Below are 18,405 nucleotides of genomic sequence, written 5' to 3'. Positions count from 1 at the left end.
GCGAAACACACTATTCTTTAAAATCCCATAACCAACGTTACTCTTGAGTAAAAAATCTTCCTTCATCTTCAGTACTTTGAAATACCGTTTCAGTCTTAACTCTATCCTTCATCTTTAAATCCAAAATAACATCATAAAGAGTATTTTTCTCAATAATCTCTACGTTCTTAAACTTTGAAATATCCCGCATAGAGTTTTTAGCAATGTAAACTCGCTTAAACCCCATTCTGTCAATCTCCCGAATTCTAGCCTCAATAGCAGGTACCTTTTTTAGTTCTCCGGTAAGTCCTACATCTGCTACAAATACTGTATCATTGGGAATTGCTCGTTCTTTGACAGAAGAAACAATGCACATGATAATTGCCAGACTGACAGATTGTTCTTTAAGCTGGAGACCTCCTGTTGTTTTAATGACTACATTTTTATCGTAGAGGCTAATTCTGCCTCTTTGCTCCAAGATAGAAATCAAGGTGTTTAACTGATCTCTTCTCAAGCACTCTGCTATTCTCGACGGATAGGGGGTAAAGGATTTAGAGACAAGGCTTTCCACTTCAACAATGATTGGCCGCGTCCCCTCTTTGATTACTGTCAAAGCACATCCCGAAACGGTTTGTCCTTCTCCTCTTTGAGTCATAAAGAACTCTGAAGGATTATCAATGGATTGCATTCCTTCTTCTGTCATTGAAAAAAAGCCTATTTCTCCTGTACTTCCAAATCGATTCTTTGAACACCAAGCTCCCCGTAGTTCTTCCCCATTTTCACCGTTTAGAATCAAGACAGCATCTACCAAATGTTCCAGAGCACGAAGTCCGGCAATTTCATCATCCTTCGTCATTTGCCCAACCATGATTACTGCTCTGGGCCGATTGTTGTTCTTGGCGATTTTCAGGAGTTCGTTGGCACACTCCATTGTTTGAATAGGTGAACCCGGGCGGGAATTGTGCTCTTCCAAGGAAAAGGTCTGAATACTGTCAATAATAATTAAATCCGGATCAAGCTCCTCAATTGAGGCTAAAACATGGTTCATGCTCGTATCAGATAATACCCAGATGCTACTCCTAGAGCCATTGAGAATTCTATCAGAACGGTTTTTGATTTGACTATCACTTTCTTCGGCTGAAGCATACAAGACTTTATAACCCTTATTAGCGACATCATCAGCGACTTGTAACAGCAACGTCGACTTTCCTGCGCCCGGTCTAGCAGTCAAGATAATAATCGAATCCTTAACAATGCCACCACCCAGCACTCGGTTGAATTCACTGATACCGGTTACAATTCTATCGCTATTACCCGCCAAGACCTCAAACAACCTCTTCGGTGCAGACTTTCTCTGACTTGGCGAGGTCATAGTTTTAGGCTGACTTACTGTCTCCTCTAAAGTATTCCATTCTTCACACTTGGGACACTTTCCCAACCATCTAAGGCTTTCGGAGCCGCAATTTGAACACCGATAAATAACTTTAATCTTCATCGAACGCCTCATTTCTGGAAGACGATTTCTGTATGCCTTGAATTAATTATACTCTTTATTCCTACATTATAAAGGCAGAATAAAAGGAGCAACATTCGCATTGCTCCTTTTATGTCGGTGGTTATTATTCTCTGGAATTAGCGAGCATTAACCTTTGGAAAATTTCATTTTCCCCTCTTCTGCTTCAACAATAATTCGGTCTCCGGTTTTAAAGACCCCTTCAAGTATTTTTTCAGAAAGTGCATCCTCAATTAATCTTTGAATTGCTCTGCGCAAAGGTCGTGCTCCAAAAATTGGATCATTACCCTCTTTGGCAATTAGTTCAATGGCACTCTGCTCGACCTGTAGTTCCAAGCCATTCTCACTCAAGCGCTTATTGACTTGGCGCGTTAAGATGTCAGCAATCTTCAGTAAGTGTTCATCTTGGAGGGAATGGAAGACTACTATCTCATCAATCCGATTTAAAAACTCCGGGCGGAAGGAGCGCTTTAATTCTTCCATTACATGTCCGCGCATATTTTTATAATCAGTCTTTTCATCTTTTTTAGGTGCGAAGCCCATTGCTTCTTTTTTCAAGAAGGAAGAGCCGACATTAGAAGTCATGATGATTACAGTATTTCTAAAGTCAACGGTTCTTCCTTTGGTATCTGTTAAGCGTCCATCTTCGAGGACTTGGAGCAAGATATTAAATGCTTCAGGATGAGCTTTTTCGATTTCATCAAGCAAGACAACACTATAGGGTTTACGTCTTACCGCCTCTGTAAGCTGCCCTCCCTCATCATGTCCAACGTATCCCGGAGGTGCTCCCACAAGGCGAGAAACCGCATGCTTTTCCATATACTCTGACATGTCAATTCGAATAAGAGCCTTCTCGTCCCCGAACATCCCCTCTGCTAATGCCCTTCCCAGCTCGGTTTTTCCGACACCTGTTGGACCAAGGAATATGAAGGAGCCGATAGGTCTTTTAGGATCCTTTAAACCCGCCCTTGCTCTGCGAACAGCTCGAGCTACAGCAGTGACTGCATCTTCCTGACCAATGAGTCTTTGGTGGAGAAGATCTTCAAGATGCAGAAGCCGTTCACTTTCTTCTTCAGCGAGTTTCTTAACAGGAATCCCCGTCCAGCTGGCAACAATCTGAGCAATATCCTCCTCAGTAACCATTGCGTTTTCTTTATAGCGCTGATGCTCCCAAGCCCCACGTTGCTCAGCTAACTCAGCTCGTAATTTTTGCTCCTGATCACGTAATCCCGCAGCCTTCTCAAACTCCTGACTAGAAACAGCCGCTTCTTTCTCTTTCTTTAAACGTTCCGCTTCTTCCTCCAGTAATTTCAGATCAGGTGGTGCCGTAAAACTAGCAAGTCGAACCCGGGAAGCTGCTTCATCCATTAAATCAATGGCTTTATCAGGCAGAAAGCGATCCGAGATATAGCGATCTGATAAACGGGCAGCGGCTTCAATGGATTCATCAGTGATTTTCACCCGATGATGAGCCTCATAGCGATCTCTTAAACCACGCAGTATGATAACAGCTTCCTCCACAGTCGGCTCACCCACAGTGATGGGTTGGAAACGACGTTCTAAAGCAGAATCCTTCTCAATATATTTCCGATATTCCTCAAGAGTTGTAGCTCCAATGCACTGTAATTCACCTCTGGCTAAAGCAGGCTTTAAGATATTGGCAGCGTCAATTGCGCCTTCAGCAGCACCGGCCCCTATCAAGGTATGCAATTCATCGATGAACAAAATAATGTTTCCGTCGGCCCGAATCTCTTCCATAACTTTCTTAAGCCGCTCCTCAAATTCACCGCGGTATTTACTTCCGGCGACCATGGCTGACAAGTCTAAGGTAATGACTCGCTTATTTACCAAAATTTCGGGAACTCTATTATTAACAATCCCTTGAGCTAACCCTTCGGCAATAGCGGTTTTTCCCACGCCCGGCTCCCCAATTAAAGCCGGATTATTTTTGGTGCGCCGACTCAAGACCTGTATAACTCGCTCTATTTCCTTTTCCCTTCCGATTACAGGATCCAAACGTCCTTCCCGGGCTTGTAAAGTCAGATCTCTTCCAAACTCATTTAAGGCTGGTGTATTCACTGAGCCGGCATTTTTGGAAGCCGGAACGGAATTAGAAACCGGTATGGCAGCTTCATCAAACTCTCCACCCAGTAATTTGGCAACTTGTTTCCATACCCTTTCAGGACTTACATTAAGATTTGCTAAGATACGAGCAGCAATTCCCTCTCCTTCCATGATGAGACCCAAAAGTAAGTGCTCAGTTCCTATATAATTAACTTCTTGGCGATGAGCTTCCTCATTAGCCAATTCTAAGACTCTTTTTACCCGAGGAGTGAAACCCACCTCCCCTTTAATTGCCTGACCAACTCCCGTGATTTGTTCAATCTGACTTAGTATCTTTGCCAGATCTAAGTTCATTCCCGTTAGAGCTTGGGCAGCAATACCTTCTCCTTCTTGAATAAGTCCTAATAAAACATGCTCAGTCCCTACAACTTGATGGCCCATTCTTTTGGCTTCTTCTTGGGCAATCGCTAATACCTTTTGTGCTCGTTCAGTATAACGTCCCTTCATTATCTTTCATCCTTTCTGTCCTATACTTCTATGATTTCATTTATTCAGATGTCTAAACCTGATCTACGCGATCCGTTCTCGTACCAAACGTGCCCGTTCCTGATCCCGCAGACCGGGATCCAGTTCTCGATCAAGGATATACTGTAAGCACCCCGGACGGGTATCAACAATTAAGGTTGCAAAACAATCTTTAGTTTTAGGCAATAGACCCATGTCTGTACCTAAGCGATCATGGGATAAAAGATGCATTGCATCTTCAGAGGAGAGCAATCGAGCGTTCTGCAAGGTTCCCCTGGCTCGCCAAACCTTATCTTCTAACAGCATTGGAGTCTGTTGACGAAGAAGATCCCGGGCCTGTAGTTCGTGCTCAACAATCTGTCCGGTTACCGCATCCAAATGAGAGAGGATGTCTTCTTCACTTTTTCCGAGAGTAATTTGGTTCGAAATTTGATAGATATGCCCAAAGGCTTGTGACCCCTCACCATATAACCCTCGTACAGCAAGCCCCAAACGAGTCACTGCACCTAAAACCTGCTGAACTTGTTTTGTGATAACAAGTCCCGGCAAATGAACCATAACCGAAGCTCTTAACCCTGTCCCTACATTAGTAGGACAAGAGGTTAGATATCCTTGACTCTCTCTATAAGCAAAATCTAGCTTTGCTTCTAATCGATCATCGAGGGCTGTTGCTAAGCGATGTGATTCCAGAAGTTGATTACCCGGCAAAAGCACTTGAATTCGCAGATGATCTTCTTCATTGACCATTACGGCATAGCGATGATCAGGAGCCAAGGCTACACCCCTAGCCCCAGTGGCCCCTCCCAAACTTGGACTAATCAGATGTTTTTCTATAAGAACTTGTTGTTCGATAGTATTCAGTTCTGTTAAAGGTATATAAATCAGATCAACATTATTACCCTCATTATCCGTTAAAACTTGGGCAACTGTTTTTTCGACCTGAGCAGCACCTTCTGAATTAAGCCCATGGGGAAAAGGGAAATCATCAAGGTTACGTGCTAACCTCACTCGGCTGCTTATAACAACCGGAGAATCAGTTTCGCTCATCCAGGCGCTGTGCTGCAACAATAGTTCCTTACGAATCACTTTTTTCCCCTCCCTTTGATTGCTCAAATTCACGGATCTGATCTCTTACTACAGCAGCCTCCTCAAAGGCTTCTTGTTGAATCAAGGCTTGGAGTTTTTCTTTAAGTTTTCGTTGTTCCAGGCGATTTCTCAGATCTACTCCCCGTCTTGCCGGAATCTTTCCGACATTTTGACCGCCGCCATGAACTCTCCTCAACAATGGTTCAAGCTGCTTTTCAAAGGTTTCATAACAAGTACTACAGCCAAGTTTTCCGATTTGCGTAATTTGGGAGAAGCTGATTCCACATTTAGGGCAGGTCATCTCTGCCGGTTGGTCTTTTGTCGGGGCATTAAAGCCAAAGAGTGCCTGTAAGAACTCGGGAACTATGGCTGGGTGAAAGACAAAACTTACCTCTTGGGTATTTTTGGCACACGCCTCGCAAAGATGAACCTCCCGAGTTTTTCCATTCTCTGTTATGAAAAATTGCATAATAGCTTCTTTTTGTTTACAATGCTGACAAAGCATTTGAAAACCCCCTTTTAGACTAAATCATCTCGACTCAGTGTTGTTAAAATATCTTTCATTAGAGATGCACGCAATGTGTCCCAGTCTCTAAATTCTCCTGCTAAATTGTTTCCTGAAAGGATGCTCTTAATCAAGGCCGCCTCCCGAATTGTTACTAGCTCCTCATCCAAGAGCCGGTTAACCAAAGCATTTGATCGATCACGAGAGAGGTGTTCTCCAATCAATTGGCGCATAACCTGCTGGTACTGTCCCTCAATTCCGAGACCCAAGCGAATAATCCTAAGATACCCCCCGCCCCCCCGCCGACTTTCCACCAGGTAGCCACGTTCAACTGTAAATCGAGTATCTAATACGTAGTTAATCTGAGATGGGACACATTCAAACTCTCCTGCAAGTTCGCTTCTTTGTAACACAATGTAACCTTCTGTCGTCTTCTCTAAAATCTGCTTTAGGTATTCTTCAATGCGATCCGCCAGGTTTCCCATTGCTTATGTCTCCTTGTCAGTTAATATTTTTTAGATTATTGACCTTTCCTGACCTTCTATTAATATGATACCGAAATTCTATTGAATTTGCAAAGATTTTTATAAAAAAAATAAGAAGGCACTAATAATTTTTACTAGCCCTTCCTCACGAACAATATGCAAGAGGTTACCCTACTTCGAGAACAAAACAAAGTAGAACCATGAAGATATGGTTAAAATACCAACACTCCCTAACAGCCAAATTACCGGTTGGCCTTCGAGTCGCTTAGTATAAACATCTTTCCGTGGAAAATCGTCCCAGATTTGCTCTATCTCTTTGGTATGCGATGGTTTATCGATTAAATTATCTATCGGTTTATCCGTTGATTCACCAAGCTTTCGCATCCCGGTTTTGGATGAAGTCACTCGCGGGGATATGTCATTCCATTGTAAGGTACCCTGCAGCATAAGCTGAAGTTCCCTTGAACTTAACGATACATATTTTTCTTTCATGGTTGCCTCCACTAGTCTCGGATCAAGTACTATCAAGAATTTGCCCACGTATGCTAATTCGCGACCCACAAAAAAAATCCCTGCTGCTTGAGCAAGGACGTTTGTCCTGAAATATTTACATAATCACCCTTTATAAGCCATCTAACTTCATATAACCCAGCAAGGTCTTGCTAAGCTGGCATTTTTCATGTTTAGACTTCAATTAATTCCCGTGGAGTTGTAGATAAATATCGTGCGCCTAGTTCAGCTTCGATGACAACAGTATCTTCAATTCCAACAGCTCCCATGCCCGGAAAAACAAATTTAGGTTCAATTGCTACAACCATCCCTTTTTTTATGACTGTCTTTGCACCTTTACTGATGGTTGGAAGTTCATCCAGTTCTAGCCCCACTCCATGTCCAATAAAACTAACCCTGCTTGTTCCAAAACCCATAAAGTTCTCTCCATAAGGAGTATTCTCGCTAACCCACGTTAGAATTTCCTCATAGACCTCACCGGCAATCCTTCCCGGAATTAAGGCACTAAGTATTCTCTCTTCAACCAGCCGGGCAGTTTCATAGGCCAATTTAAGCTCTTGAGATAAGGGCTTCAAACTTAATATTCTAGTTTGATCAATTTGATAGCCGTTGACCACCGTTACCATATCCACAACGATTGGTTCACCTATTTGAATCTCATGCAATGATGCGCCATTTGGATGAGCAACCGAAATACCTGAACCAGTTACCGGCGCATCAAAACTACTGTGTGCAGTTGAGCCTGCACCTGCGGTTATTGTTCCGACATAAAGCTCCGAATTAAATCCTCTCATTCGGACATGCCCCTCATGCCCTAATGTTCTGGCTTTGCCTGCTAATAAACCTTCTAGCTCAACTTCTGTCATACCCGGCTGAAGAACTTCCTTAGCGAATTCCATGACTAAGGACATGATTTGGGCACTCTCTTCCAGTCTGGCTATCTCCCAGTCTGATTTTACGGAACGCTGCAAACGAATTTCACCTGATATATCTACTAACGTAATCTCCGGGAAGGATTTTCGATAACGCTCAAAATTGTTCACCGGAAGAACGTCGAGTTCTAAACCAATTATTCTGGGCAGAGGAAGCCCTGCTTCTTGAATATCCTTCGGGATTTTTGATATCCCCTTAAGGGGAATAACCTGCCAAGAACTTTCTCTTTGTGCTCTCTCAAAATCACGATAGGCCAGCACAATTGGCTTCCCCTTATCCGGGATATAAACATGTACATTTTGCGCTGTTCCACTAAAATAGAGAGTATCTGCTCTTTGAACCAAAAGGGCACCTTCAACACCTTTTTTCCGGAGACTTACTTGAAAATCCGTTACCCTTTTTTGCAACTCTGTTAATGGTATTCTCACTCATTCTCCCCCTATTTTATTTAATATTCCGAATCTTTTACTACTATTATGTTTATTTTCTTCTAAGATTGCAAGGCTTTTCCTTATAAATTAGTGCCTTGAGGCATTGAGGCATTGAGAATTAAGAAGCAGTCTGCTTTCACTTCGATGGAAGTGAAAGAGACTGCTTTTGCTTTGCTGGTAGGTGAAATGTGGGGCTGTAAGGCTAAGATTTATAAGTTTGAGAACAGCATACTAATATTTCTCCGGCAGTTCTTCAAAATAACCCTGGGGATGAGCACAGGCCGGACATTGACCCGGTGCCTCAGGGCCTTCGTGAATATAACCACAGTTTGTGCATTTCCACACTGTTGGGGAATCTTTCTTGAAAATTGTCCCCTGCTCAATCCCCTTAGCATAATAATCAAACCGTGTCATATGATGCTTCTCAACTTCGGCGATTTTCTTAAAGGCTACTGATATATCAGAGAAACCTTCCTGCTCGGCGATATCGGCAAACCTTGAGTAGATTTCAGCCCACTCTTCCCTTTCTCCTGCTGCTGCAGCTTTTAAGTTTGTCAGGGTATCTTTATAAACCAACGGATAATCGGCGTCAACATGGATGATGTCTGCCTCTTCCTTTGTGTGCGCAACAAGAAGTTTATAAAAAACCTTAGCATGCTCTTTCTCATTATCTGCCGTTTCTTCAAAAACAGCTTGGATATGTTGATACCCCTCTTTCTTGGCAACTCCGGCAAAAAATGCATAACGATTACGCGCTTGGGACTCTCCCGCAAAGGCGTCGCTTAAGTTTTTGAAGGTCTTAGTTTCCGAGAATCTCATAATTTACACACTCCTTTCCGGTAGTTTCTCACAACTGACCCATTTTTTATGCTTGAAAACTTTGACTTCTGATCTATGAGGCCACCAAATCTTGTCCTAAGCCTTTGATATTTTGGTTTAAGCAGTTATGAAGGTTTCCTTACAGGAATGTCGAATTAATTATATAAGAGAAACTACACACCTAAGGTGGTCTTACTTTTGAAATTCAAACCTGTAGATATTCCGCCCTCAGTCATGATTTTAATTATTGGCGGATTTACACAATCAGCCGGACATTCTCTGATGTGGCCCTTAAATAGCCTCTTTATGCATTCTGTATTAAACCGTACATTAACAGAAGCAGGTACACTGCTTGCCATTCAATCAGCGGTCTCTCTGATTGGCCAAATCTTCAGTGGCTTCCTAGCGGATCGTTTTGGACCCAGACGAATTATGATTATAGGTCTCGTGGGAGCTGTTCTCTCCGTCGGTTCCATAGGTCTCCTGCCTATTTGGGAGGTTTACGTCCCTGGACTTATCTTTTTTGGCTTAGCTCAAGCCTTCATCTTCATTCCACTTAACGCCCTTATAAATTCAATCTGGCCTGAAGGAGGGCGGCGTGGATTCAATCTGCTTTATGTTTCCAATAATGCCGGAGTAGCTGTTGGCACCGCTATAGGAGGATTGATTGCCCAGGTATCATTTCGTCTTATCTTCTCACTTAATGCCATAGCTTTCTTAATTTATCTTCTTTTAGTACTCATTGGTATTTCTAAGCAAGAAACTCATCCTAAACCGGTTCCGACTAGGCCAAAGACTAAGAGACTAGCCAGAGATAAGAGCTTCAATGTCCTGCTATCTTTAGCGGGGGGGATATTCCTAGTCTGGGGAGCCTACGTACAACTTGTGACCATTTTGCCGGTGGTAATGAGCCAACGAGCTTTTTCCCTAATTTCTTACAGTGTGCTTTGGACACTAAACGGTGTTTTTATAGTTGCATTACAGCCCTTTCTAACTTGGATTATTCATACCTGGGCAAGCTCCTTCAAGCGCCAATTCTATCTGGGCAGTCTTCTTATGACCCTGGGCTATGTGATTTTTTTAGGCCAATTACCCTATATGTCTTATGTGATTGCCATGTTTATCATAACAATAGGGGAAATGCTTATTTTACCGGCAGTACCCGCGGCAGCAGCCCAAATCTCTCCGCCGGGAAAAGAAGGTGCCTATCAAGGGGTCGTGGGGGGAGCTACCTCCGGCGGGCGGATGATTGGCCCTTTACTAGGGGGGATAATGTATGATTTCGGTGGCGGCTCTAATGTATGGATCCTTGCAATTGGCTTTATGGGTATGTCTTTAATCTTGTTTTTTATATATGGAAAAACACTTAAAAACTTTCTCTCTTTCCGAAATACTAATCAAAGCCTTAATTAGCAGTAGTTACTTTAACCAATTTTATGAACCACTACATAAGGTAACCACACCTTGCAAAAACTGATCCTTAGATTGAATAACGAACAAACTGTATGTCGAAAGGAACTCAGCCAATGTCATATTACACAAAACCTTATATATATTGTCCTTTATGTGCTAAACCACTTGAAAAATCCCTGATCGATAACCAACTTCGCAGCTCTTGTCCAAGCTGCTCCTATATTGATTGGGGAAATTTCTCTCTTGGAGTCGGAGGGGTACTCTGGAATAATGAAAAAGTTCTTCTTGTACAACGCAACCATAATCCCGGTAAAGGAGTATGGACAATCCCAGGAGGATACGTTAATCAAGAAGAACCGATTAAGGAGGCCATTGAACGGGAGATCCTTGAAAAGACTGGGATAAAGGCTAAACCTTTATCAATTATAGCCCTCCGGGATCGACCATCGGAGAATTCCTCCGAGAAACATGATCTATACATTATCTTTTTAATGAGCTTTCAAGGCGGATCTCTTAAAGGACAGGAGGAAGAAGTCAGTAATCTGGGCTTCTTCACCTTAGAACAATGTGCTGCTCTTCAGATTCCTCAACTAACCTTAAAGGCTATCGAGGTTTCCCGTACCGATACAAAAGGTCTTACGAGCGCCAGCGATCTGAAGCTTCTTGGCAGTTTGGCGTCATTTTACCATTTGAGCTAATCCCCGCCTAGAATTTAGTGGTTGCTTATCCTCCTGCTGAAAGGAATCGTAAGCGAAAGGCTTTAAGAATGCCCGTCCAGTCCTTTTCAGTAACTTTAAAGGTTACTCGAGTTGCCGGAACCTGAATTGATCCTATCTGGCAAAGCCATGTATCACTGAGATCAACCATCCAGTTGGGCCCAATAAGGGTGCCCCTTTCATCTAATTTTCCTCCGATAGAAACAAAATACTCTAAGAGGTCTCTTCTGGGCATTCCTCTCATCTCCAGCGAGTATTCTTTAACTTCCATAGGCTTACACTCCCTTAGGACGTACAAAGATAGGTAGTTCATTATCTATTCTTTGTACGTCCGTCAATTAAATGCCTAATTGCTGCAATTGGATGAGTATAGATCATTCTTAGGCCCGAATAACGCATTACTTCTTTAATTTTGCTACGCATGAGGGGTTTATAACAATGTACCGGACATTTAGAGCAGGTTGGCTTACTTTCCCCAAATTTGCAATGATCGAGGCGATTCATGGCATAGTCTGATAAATCCTGACAACCCAGGCACAATTCGCCTTTAGTGTGGTGATGACTTTTGCAATACAGCTCAATCATCCTCTGCACAGTAGCTTTTTCACGATCTAACCTAATTCCTATCTAACTCATCTCCCTTTCCATACTCTTTCAAGCTATGCATGTTATTGAGGAATTAGGGGAATCTACCTTTGATACTTATTAAAGGAGGCTGCTTATAATGGCAAAGAAGACCAATGATAAATCTCGAAAACCCGATAATACCGAGAAAATCCCTTTTCCTCATGACTCTGATAAAATTGGGAAAGATGTATCAAAAGAACGTGTTTAAACTGGCTTAATTTCCATCCAGCCTAAGCACTCCTTCAGCCAAATATGAAACAAGGTCTTCAGGCGGTGTTTACACATCTACTAACTGTGGTTTAACCCTTCTGAGGATAAGCAGATATTTTCTGTAGCACTGCCACTGACCCTCAATTTGAGGGGAACAGGTGGCAGCTTTTTTTCTTCTAGGCAATCTTGAAGGGGTTATTAATCCCACCCTATTTTAATTGGATTTAAACAGGTTTAGAAACTCCTTGGGAATACTAGCCTCATAACGAACTTCTTCTCCACTGATTGGGTGTTTGAAGGCTAACACCCGGGCATGAAGTCCCAGGCGCGCAATTGGCTGTTTTGTCGAACCATATTTTTTATCGCCAATTACACTATGTCCGATATCCTTCATATGAACCCGAATTTGATTTTTTCTCCCAGTTTCTAAGTTTACTTCTAATAAAGAGTAATGTTTATTTTTCTTAAGCACTTTGTAATGAGTTATTGCTTTTTGACCACCATTAGGAGTACGACTCGAGTACATAATGAAGGCCTTACTCTCCGTAAGCCAAGAAGTAATTGTACCTTGTTCCTTGTTTACGAAGCCTTCTACTACCGCAACATAAGTCCGCTCTAAGACCGTTTCTTTCCAGGATTTTTGCATCATTTGTTGTATCTTTTCACTTTTGGCAAACATCATTACTCCACTAGTTTCTCGATCAAGACGATGCAGCACAAAGATCTTATTTTTAGGATCTCTTTTCTTAACGTGATCGCTTAAGATACTATAAGCGGTCTGTTCCTTTTCTGAATCCGTAGCAATCGAGAGGAGTCCGGCCTGTTTTTCAATGATTATTAGATATGGATCCTCATAAATAATATTTAGACCCTCCGGTTGCTTTTCTATCAACACCTTATTCCAATTCACGACAACTTGTTGCCCTTCTTGAAGAGGATAGTCAAATTTTGATGTAATCTCAGACCCCACGGAAATCTGACGATGAGCCAGAAGAGACTTAATATCTTTGCGGCTTTTCTCAGGAAATTTAGTCATCAGGAACTTCATCAGCTCAACCGGCTCAGTTACCTCAAGACGCGTTTTTCTTTCCTTTTCAGTCATTGCTTTTTGCTCCCTTTAAAGATATACATTTTGCATACCCCTTCGTTTATGTATTTACTTCTCTGAAAAATCTATACCCCTCAGAGGAAGGCAGCTTCTCTCACAGGAGTGAACGAATCTCACGGAGAGGCGGTAAAGCCCACAAAGCTGACCTGGGGAAGCGTAGCCAGTGGTTCACCTCAGGTATTACCCTGAGGTTTGGCGAAGCTCCTAGGTCAGCGCGGGGGCGAGCCTCGGAGTGTTGAGTGAACGGAGGTGAGAGAAGCTGCCCGACCCGAGCGACCCATTTTCATCCTCATATTGTTAATCTCTCAATTTTACCAGCTATTACTGTCAACAGCAAATTCAATACCCTCAACAAAACAAAAAGGGCCCTTGCGGGCCCTTTTTGGACTTAAGAAAAACTCTTATTTGTATTGATTCGCAAGTCTCTTCTTAAGGTTTTCAGCTACGAGGGCAGGTTCAATAGGATTTCTCGCAATTCCACTTTCGATAGCAGCTTTTGCCGTTGCGGCTGCAACAGCCGGAGCTACTTCAGGATTCAAAGTGCTAGGCATAATAAAGTTAGCATTGAGCTCTTCCGCAGAGACGCACTCAGCAATTGCTTTTGCAGCTGCAATCTTCATGGCGTCATTAATATCAGTTGCTCTGACATCAATAGCGCCACGGAACATACCAGGGAAGGCTAATACATTATTAATTTGATTTATTACATCAGAGCGACCTGTAGAAATAACAGCTGCGCCAGCCTCAAAAGCTCTTTCTATTGGCCAAATCTCAGGAATGGGGTTTGCCTGACAGAAGACAATAGGATCTTTGGCCATTGATCTGATCATTTCTTCGTTAAGAACGTCTGCAGCCGATACTCCAATAAAGACATCAGCACCTACCAACGCTCCCGCAAGGTCTCCGCTATATTTTTCTGGGTTAGTTGCCGCAGCAATTTGTTCTTTCCATGGGTTCATACCTACTGTACGGCCTTGGTAAATTGCTCCTTTGGTATCACACATGATAACGTTTTTGAGGCCTACACTCATCAACAGCTTGATGATTGCAATTCCCGCCGCACCTGCACCATTAGCCACGACTTTAATATCTTCGATATTCTTGCCGACAACTTTAAGTGCATTATAGAGTCCAGCAAGGGTAACAACTGCTGTTCCGTGCTGATCATCATGGAAAATAGGTCCTTTAAAAATCCCACGGGCTTTGAGTCCTTCTTCAATTTGGAAACACTCAGGAGCTTTAATATCTTCTAAGTTGACACCTCCGAAAGTAGGTGCTGTCAATTCGACGATCTCAATTATTTTGTCAACATCTTTGGTATTAACACAAATCGGGAATGCATCCACATCTCCAAAGGTTTTAAAGAGAAGAGCTTTACCCTCCATAACAGGCATAGAGGCTGCTGCACCAAGATCTCCAAGTCCTAGAATAGCCGTTCCGTTGGAGACAATGCTGACAAAATTGGCATGGTTTGTATAAATATCAAGGTTCTCAAGATCTTTTCCGATTTCTTTAACAGGCTCAGCAACTCCAGGAGAATAGGCGAGCGTCAGGTCATCTCTGTCGCTAGCTGGGCATGTTACTCTTACTTCGAGTTTACCTGGTCTCGCTGCATGAAAAGCCAGGGCTTCCTCACGAAGGTTCTTAATGCGACTCATATGCATCTCCCTTTCATACCTTTTAGTTTACGAGTAGCGGATATAACTTTTTAAGAATTGTTTGGTTACCCCGTTTAGAAAGAGGTAACCAAACAAACCATCAATTTATTACTGAGCGTTTTTAGCATCGATCTCAGCTTGAGCAGCTAAGATATCTTTAGCATTTAAGTATACTGGGGTATCAACCATTTTGCCGTTATAAGAAACGGAAGCTTTACCTTTAGCGATACCTTCTTCTTCGAAGACTTTAACAACGCCGGTAGCCCACTCAACATCAGCTGGATCTGGGGAGTACATACGGTTGGAAGGCTCAATTTGTCCTGGATGAATGATCATACGGCCTTCATAACCCATTTGGCGGCCTTCTGCAACGTTTCTCTCGAAAGCTTCAATATTCTTGAAGTCAACGAAAGGAGCATCGATTGCTACAATTCTGGCAGCACGGCAAGCAACAGCTACGTGAGCGCGGCCATATTGTTGCTCAACACCTTCGTTGGTAAGTTTAACACGCATATCACGGCAATAATCAACAGCACCAAAGATTGCATTGACGTTACGTGGGCTGGCTAAGCAGCACTCTGCAGCATTAATGATACCTTTAGCAGTTTCAAGCAACATTGAGATCTTAACCGAGCCTACTTCTAGACCACGGCGACGCTCAAGCTCTTCTAATTTCCAATCTAAGCGTTGTACATCAGCTGCACAACCGGTTTTAGCCAAGGTTACTCCATGAAGTCCTTCATGGACAATAGCTTCTAAATCATCGTTGGTTAATTCAGTTTCCCAGTTATTAATCCGGACGAATACTTGTGCGCCACCTTGAGCAGCATATTTGAGGTTTTCTGCAACAATCTTACGAGCAGCTTCTTTTTCCGCTGGTGGAACTGAATCCTCAAGGTCTAAAGTAACAATATCAGCCGGGAATTCAGGAGCCTTAGCTACCATTTTAGGATTGTTTCCAGGAATATACATAACCGATCTCATAATTGTCATTAGAATTACCCCCTATTTTTTATTTATTTTCTAGGGTTCTACCCTAGGGATAGCAAGTTTAATGAAAAATCTCTACTATTTAACTTTCTCTTTTAAGATGATGGGAATATCTGTAGGAGTTTCCGCTACAAATCCCCCGGCCTTGGTAATCGCTTCCATCTTACTTTTAGCAGATCCGCGTCCACGCTCTACGATATTAGAAGCATGGGAGAATCTCATTCCTGCAGGGGCCCAAGCGCCAGCTACATAGATTACGAAAGGTTTTGTGAATTTCCCGGCTGCTATAACCTCTGCGCACTCTTCCTCTTGTGTGCCTCCGATTTCCGCATAGACCGCAACACCCTTAGTTTCAGGGTCTGCCTCGAATAAGGGAAGTAAATCTGCCATGGAAGTACCCAACACTGGCTCTGTGCCTGTGTGGATTACGGTACTTACTCCAAATCCTCCCTCTCTTAGCAACCAAGGAATTGTCCCTGATTGGCCGCCGCTGCGAGAGAATACCCCAATATTTCCACTTTGGAAGAATTTATTGGCCCATTCTTTATTGCCGCCAAGCCAACCTACAACAGCCTCGCCCGGGGTAATAATTCCAATTGACCCTGGCCCAAGAAGCCTTGACCCTTTAGATTTAGCGTAGGCAATCATCTCCATAATATCGTGGATAGGAGTGCCCTCAACGCAAGGAATAATATTTTTAACTCCTGCGTCAACTGCTTCGAATACGGCTGTTTTCAAAATCTTCCCCGGTACAAAAATTACGCTGAAGTCAATTTCCCCTTGCTCACGGGCGATCTCTTTGACAGTGTTAAAAACCGGTATACCGTGAACTTGCTCTCCAGCTTTTCCCGGGCTGGTTCCACCAATTACTTGGGTACCATATTCTTTCATGTACTTTGTCCGTACGGATCCTTCACGCCCTGTAATCCCTTGGACGATGACCTTAGTACTCTTATTGATCAAAATGCCCATCTTTATCCCTCATTTAACATTTTGCTTCGTTTAAATTCACAATACCAATCTACCCAATAGATCTATCTATTTACGTTTTGCAAGGTACTCATCCAAACCCTTAACCGGAACCTCAATGGTTATGGCATTGTTACCTTTGGTCTTACAAGCGAGTTCACATGCTAAACATTCAGTTCCCAGGCGCAAAACTTCTTCCGCATCGCGATGTGCAACTGAAGCTTTACCTTTGTCGTCAATTCCAAGCAATCCTCTAGCGAACTTTTTGCACGCCTCGGCACATGCTTTTGTCTCGCACGTATCACACTTGCTGGTATCGATCTTAACTGTCAGACTTTTTTCTGCGAATTCCAGCATAAGGTTCCCCTACTTTCCTTGTACTATTTCAGAAAGTATAACTTTCAGTTTCATACTTTCTGGCGCATAAGTGCAACTAAGGCGATCGCCTACGCCTGTAGGCTGCAAGAAACATAATTCTTGCGAAGACAGTGTCTTCGGGCGCTAGCCTAGTTTTCTTTAAGATTCTTTTTCAGCTCTGTATTCTTGACTAAGAGCTAAAAGTCTTTGTCCAATGAATTTCGTATCCGTTACATACTGTTTACCGTAAATCTCGATTCTCTTACCCGGGCCATCAGGAGTCATAAGATCAGCGAGACCATCTCTTAAAATTTCCAGTGATTCATCTTCCCTGTTCCCGCAGAGCAGCAATACGCAAGGCAGCCCTGGTTTTTGAGTCGGTAGAATCTCCCTGAGTACTTTAACGATAGCATGGGCATGATGCCATTGCTCTTGGTTGGCCATCATAAATCCGCCGAGGAGATAACCATCAATGTTGGGCTGAGAAAGAACACACTTAGCAACCCGATAAATTTTCGAACCCACAGGGTTTCCACTGGTGTCAGCATAGTTGGCTGGTTTAAGGCCTACCTGATTCAAGGCATCTAAACCCATCATTGCTGAACCACCACCAATGGGGTGATAGCCGATATAACCGGGACTTACTTCGTCATAACCCATATTCATGAGGAAGCCGGTTCCGCGGGCATCGGTTTCTTCGATGCTCCAGCCAATAAGGTCTAACTCCGTAGGAGCACCGGGCAGATCCCGAGCAATCTTGATGCCGAATTCGGGATGACGCCCAACTGAGCTGTTATCAATCTCCATTTTGCAATCGGCACAGACTAAATTACCGCTGCCCGTCATTACAAAGGGATTGATCTCCAGGGTTTGGCAATCTAACTTCTTATAGGTTTGGGATAGCTTTGATAGAAAACTCGCAAACTTACTTAGATCCTGAGCAGGAATACCTGCCCGTGCACATACATCTACTGCATCATAAGTTTGAAGTCCATTAATCGGATCAATGTTAATTTTGAAGAGCAATTCTTCGGGAACGCTTTCAATGTCCATTCCGCCTTCAGCACTAAACATTAGCATGGGAGAACGGGCTTCTCTTGCACCATTGATTACGAAGGAACAATAATACTCTTTTTGGATATCCAGTTTTTCCTCAACAAGAACTTGTAAAATAGGATTTCCTCCGATGTTTTTAGCAAGAATTTCCGCTGCAGCAGCTGCTGCCTCATCAGGAGTATTTACTAATTTAACAATCCCTGCTTTACCACGTCCGCCAGCCTGTACTTGGCCTTTGACAGCAACGGCTTTGCCTATCTCCTCGGCAATCTTCTTGGCCTCTTCCGGAGTGGATGCTACTCGACCTTGTGGTACTGGTAGTCCTGATTTTCTAAGCCATTCTTTTCCCTGGAATTCTAGAAATTTTGCCATACGTTATCACTTCCATAATGAAATTTTCGCAACTATTCAGGTTGTCTCAAGAGTTAGCCGATCTACTAGACACATGCAT

At 43.0% G+C, this 18,405-nt stretch carries 18 protein-coding genes; 2 read left to right on the top strand and 16 right to left on the bottom strand.

The genetic code is table 11. The features are described from left to right. Window positions 1–37 precede the first annotated feature (37 nt). The 8 genes from radA to rbr all read right to left on the bottom strand — a co-directional run bounded on the left by radA (window position 38) and on the right by rbr (window position 8,850). Window positions 38–1,474 (bottom strand): DNA repair protein RadA, encoded by a 1,437-nt coding sequence (gene radA / locus BLS16_RS13410; RefSeq protein ID WP_092334025.1) that lies wholly within the window; start codon window positions 1,472–1,474, stop codon window positions 38–40. A 147-nt stretch (window positions 1,475–1,621) separates the two neighbouring features. After that, a complete protein-coding gene (locus tag BLS16_RS13405; protein WP_092334023.1) occupies window positions 1,622–4,063 on the bottom strand; it encodes an ATP-dependent Clp protease ATP-binding subunit in 2,442 nt (813 codons plus the stop codon). Window positions 4,064–4,126: 63 nt separating this feature from the next. Further along, on the bottom strand, window positions 4,127–5,167 hold the full coding sequence (locus BLS16_RS13400; protein ID WP_092334021.1) for a protein arginine kinase: 1,041 nt from the start codon (window positions 5,165–5,167) through the stop codon (window positions 4,127–4,129). Then, window positions 5,157–5,672: a UvrB/UvrC motif-containing protein gene (locus tag BLS16_RS13395; RefSeq protein WP_092334019.1), complete on the bottom strand. Its 516-nt coding sequence runs from the start codon at window positions 5,670–5,672 to the stop codon at window positions 5,157–5,159. Before BLS16_RS13395 ends, BLS16_RS13400 begins: the two co-directional genes overlap by 11 nt. A 14-nt stretch (window positions 5,673–5,686) precedes the next feature. After that, window positions 5,687–6,157 carry a CtsR family transcriptional regulator gene (locus BLS16_RS13390; RefSeq protein WP_014901199.1) on the bottom strand — a complete coding sequence of 157 codons (471 nt, stop codon included), beginning with the start codon at window positions 6,155–6,157 and terminating at the stop codon, window positions 5,687–5,689. Window positions 6,158–6,328: 171 nt separating this feature from the next. Further along, window positions 6,329–6,649, bottom strand: coding sequence for a hypothetical protein (locus BLS16_RS13385; RefSeq protein WP_242876288.1), 321 nt, complete (start codon window positions 6,647–6,649; stop codon window positions 6,329–6,331). Between the two features lie 191 nt (window positions 6,650–6,840). Next, a complete protein-coding gene (locus BLS16_RS13380) occupies window positions 6,841–8,028 on the bottom strand; it encodes a M24 family metallopeptidase (RefSeq protein ID WP_092334015.1) in 1,188 nt (395 codons plus the stop codon). Window positions 8,029–8,262: 234 nt separating this feature from the next. Beyond that, window positions 8,263–8,850 carry a rubrerythrin gene (gene rbr, locus BLS16_RS13375; RefSeq protein ID WP_092334013.1) on the bottom strand — a complete coding sequence of 196 codons (588 nt, stop codon included), beginning with the start codon at window positions 8,848–8,850 and terminating at the stop codon, window positions 8,263–8,265. A gap of 198 nt (window positions 8,851–9,048) precedes the next feature. Between rbr and BLS16_RS13370 the strand changes: the two genes are divergently transcribed. Then, window positions 9,049–10,263 (top strand): MDR family MFS transporter, encoded by a 1,215-nt coding sequence (locus BLS16_RS13370; protein ID WP_176786167.1) that lies wholly within the window; start codon window positions 9,049–9,051, stop codon window positions 10,261–10,263. Between the two features lie 113 nt (window positions 10,264–10,376). Next, the gene (locus tag BLS16_RS13365; protein WP_092334011.1) at window positions 10,377–10,961 is read left to right on the top strand and encodes an NUDIX domain-containing protein; all 585 of its coding nucleotides are present in this window, start codon (window positions 10,377–10,379) and stop codon (window positions 10,959–10,961) included. A 25-nt stretch (window positions 10,962–10,986) separates the two neighbouring features. Here BLS16_RS13365 and BLS16_RS13360 read toward each other — a convergent pair whose 3' ends face one another. The 8 genes from BLS16_RS13360 to BLS16_RS13325 form a co-directional block, all read right to left on the bottom strand. Continuing rightward, the gene (locus BLS16_RS13360) at window positions 10,987–11,250 is read right to left on the bottom strand and encodes a MoaD-like domain-containing protein (protein WP_092334009.1); all 264 of its coding nucleotides are present in this window, start codon (window positions 11,248–11,250) and stop codon (window positions 10,987–10,989) included. Window positions 11,251–11,291: 41 nt separating this feature from the next. Continuing rightward, entirely contained in the window at window positions 11,292–11,600 is a 309-nt protein-coding gene (locus BLS16_RS13355) for a nitrous oxide-stimulated promoter family protein (RefSeq protein ID WP_427846375.1), read from the bottom strand. 430 nt (window positions 11,601–12,030) lie between these two features. After that, window positions 12,031–12,918 carry an RluA family pseudouridine synthase gene (locus tag BLS16_RS13350; RefSeq protein ID WP_092334005.1) on the bottom strand — a complete coding sequence of 296 codons (888 nt, stop codon included), beginning with the start codon at window positions 12,916–12,918 and terminating at the stop codon, window positions 12,031–12,033. Window positions 12,919–13,325: 407 nt separating this feature from the next. Further along, on the bottom strand, window positions 13,326–14,582 hold the full coding sequence (locus BLS16_RS13345) for an NAD(P)-dependent malic enzyme (protein WP_092334003.1): 1,257 nt from the start codon (window positions 14,580–14,582) through the stop codon (window positions 13,326–13,328). 108 nt (window positions 14,583–14,690) lie between these two features. Beyond that, window positions 14,691–15,575, bottom strand: coding sequence for an HpcH/HpaI aldolase/citrate lyase family protein (locus BLS16_RS13340; RefSeq protein WP_014901189.1), 885 nt, complete (start codon window positions 15,573–15,575; stop codon window positions 14,691–14,693). 75 nt (window positions 15,576–15,650) lie between these two features. Next, on the bottom strand, window positions 15,651–16,544 hold the full coding sequence (locus BLS16_RS13335) for a succinate--CoA ligase subunit alpha (protein WP_092334001.1): 894 nt from the start codon (window positions 16,542–16,544) through the stop codon (window positions 15,651–15,653). A 66-nt stretch (window positions 16,545–16,610) separates the two neighbouring features. Then, window positions 16,611–16,898, bottom strand: coding sequence for a hypothetical protein (locus BLS16_RS13330; RefSeq protein ID WP_092333999.1), 288 nt, complete (start codon window positions 16,896–16,898; stop codon window positions 16,611–16,613). A gap of 159 nt (window positions 16,899–17,057) precedes the next feature. Then, a complete protein-coding gene (locus BLS16_RS13325; RefSeq protein WP_092333997.1) occupies window positions 17,058–18,326 on the bottom strand; it encodes an ATP-grasp domain-containing protein in 1,269 nt (422 codons plus the stop codon). Window positions 18,327–18,405: the final 79 nt, after the last annotated feature.

It is taken from the genome of Desulfosporosinus hippei DSM 8344 (assembly GCF_900100785.1).
GTDB lineage: Bacteria > Bacillota > Desulfitobacteriia > Desulfitobacteriales > Desulfitobacteriaceae > Desulfosporosinus > Desulfosporosinus hippei.
Note: the sequence above shows the minus strand (reverse complement) of the source record. Positions and strands in the feature narration are given on the sequence as shown.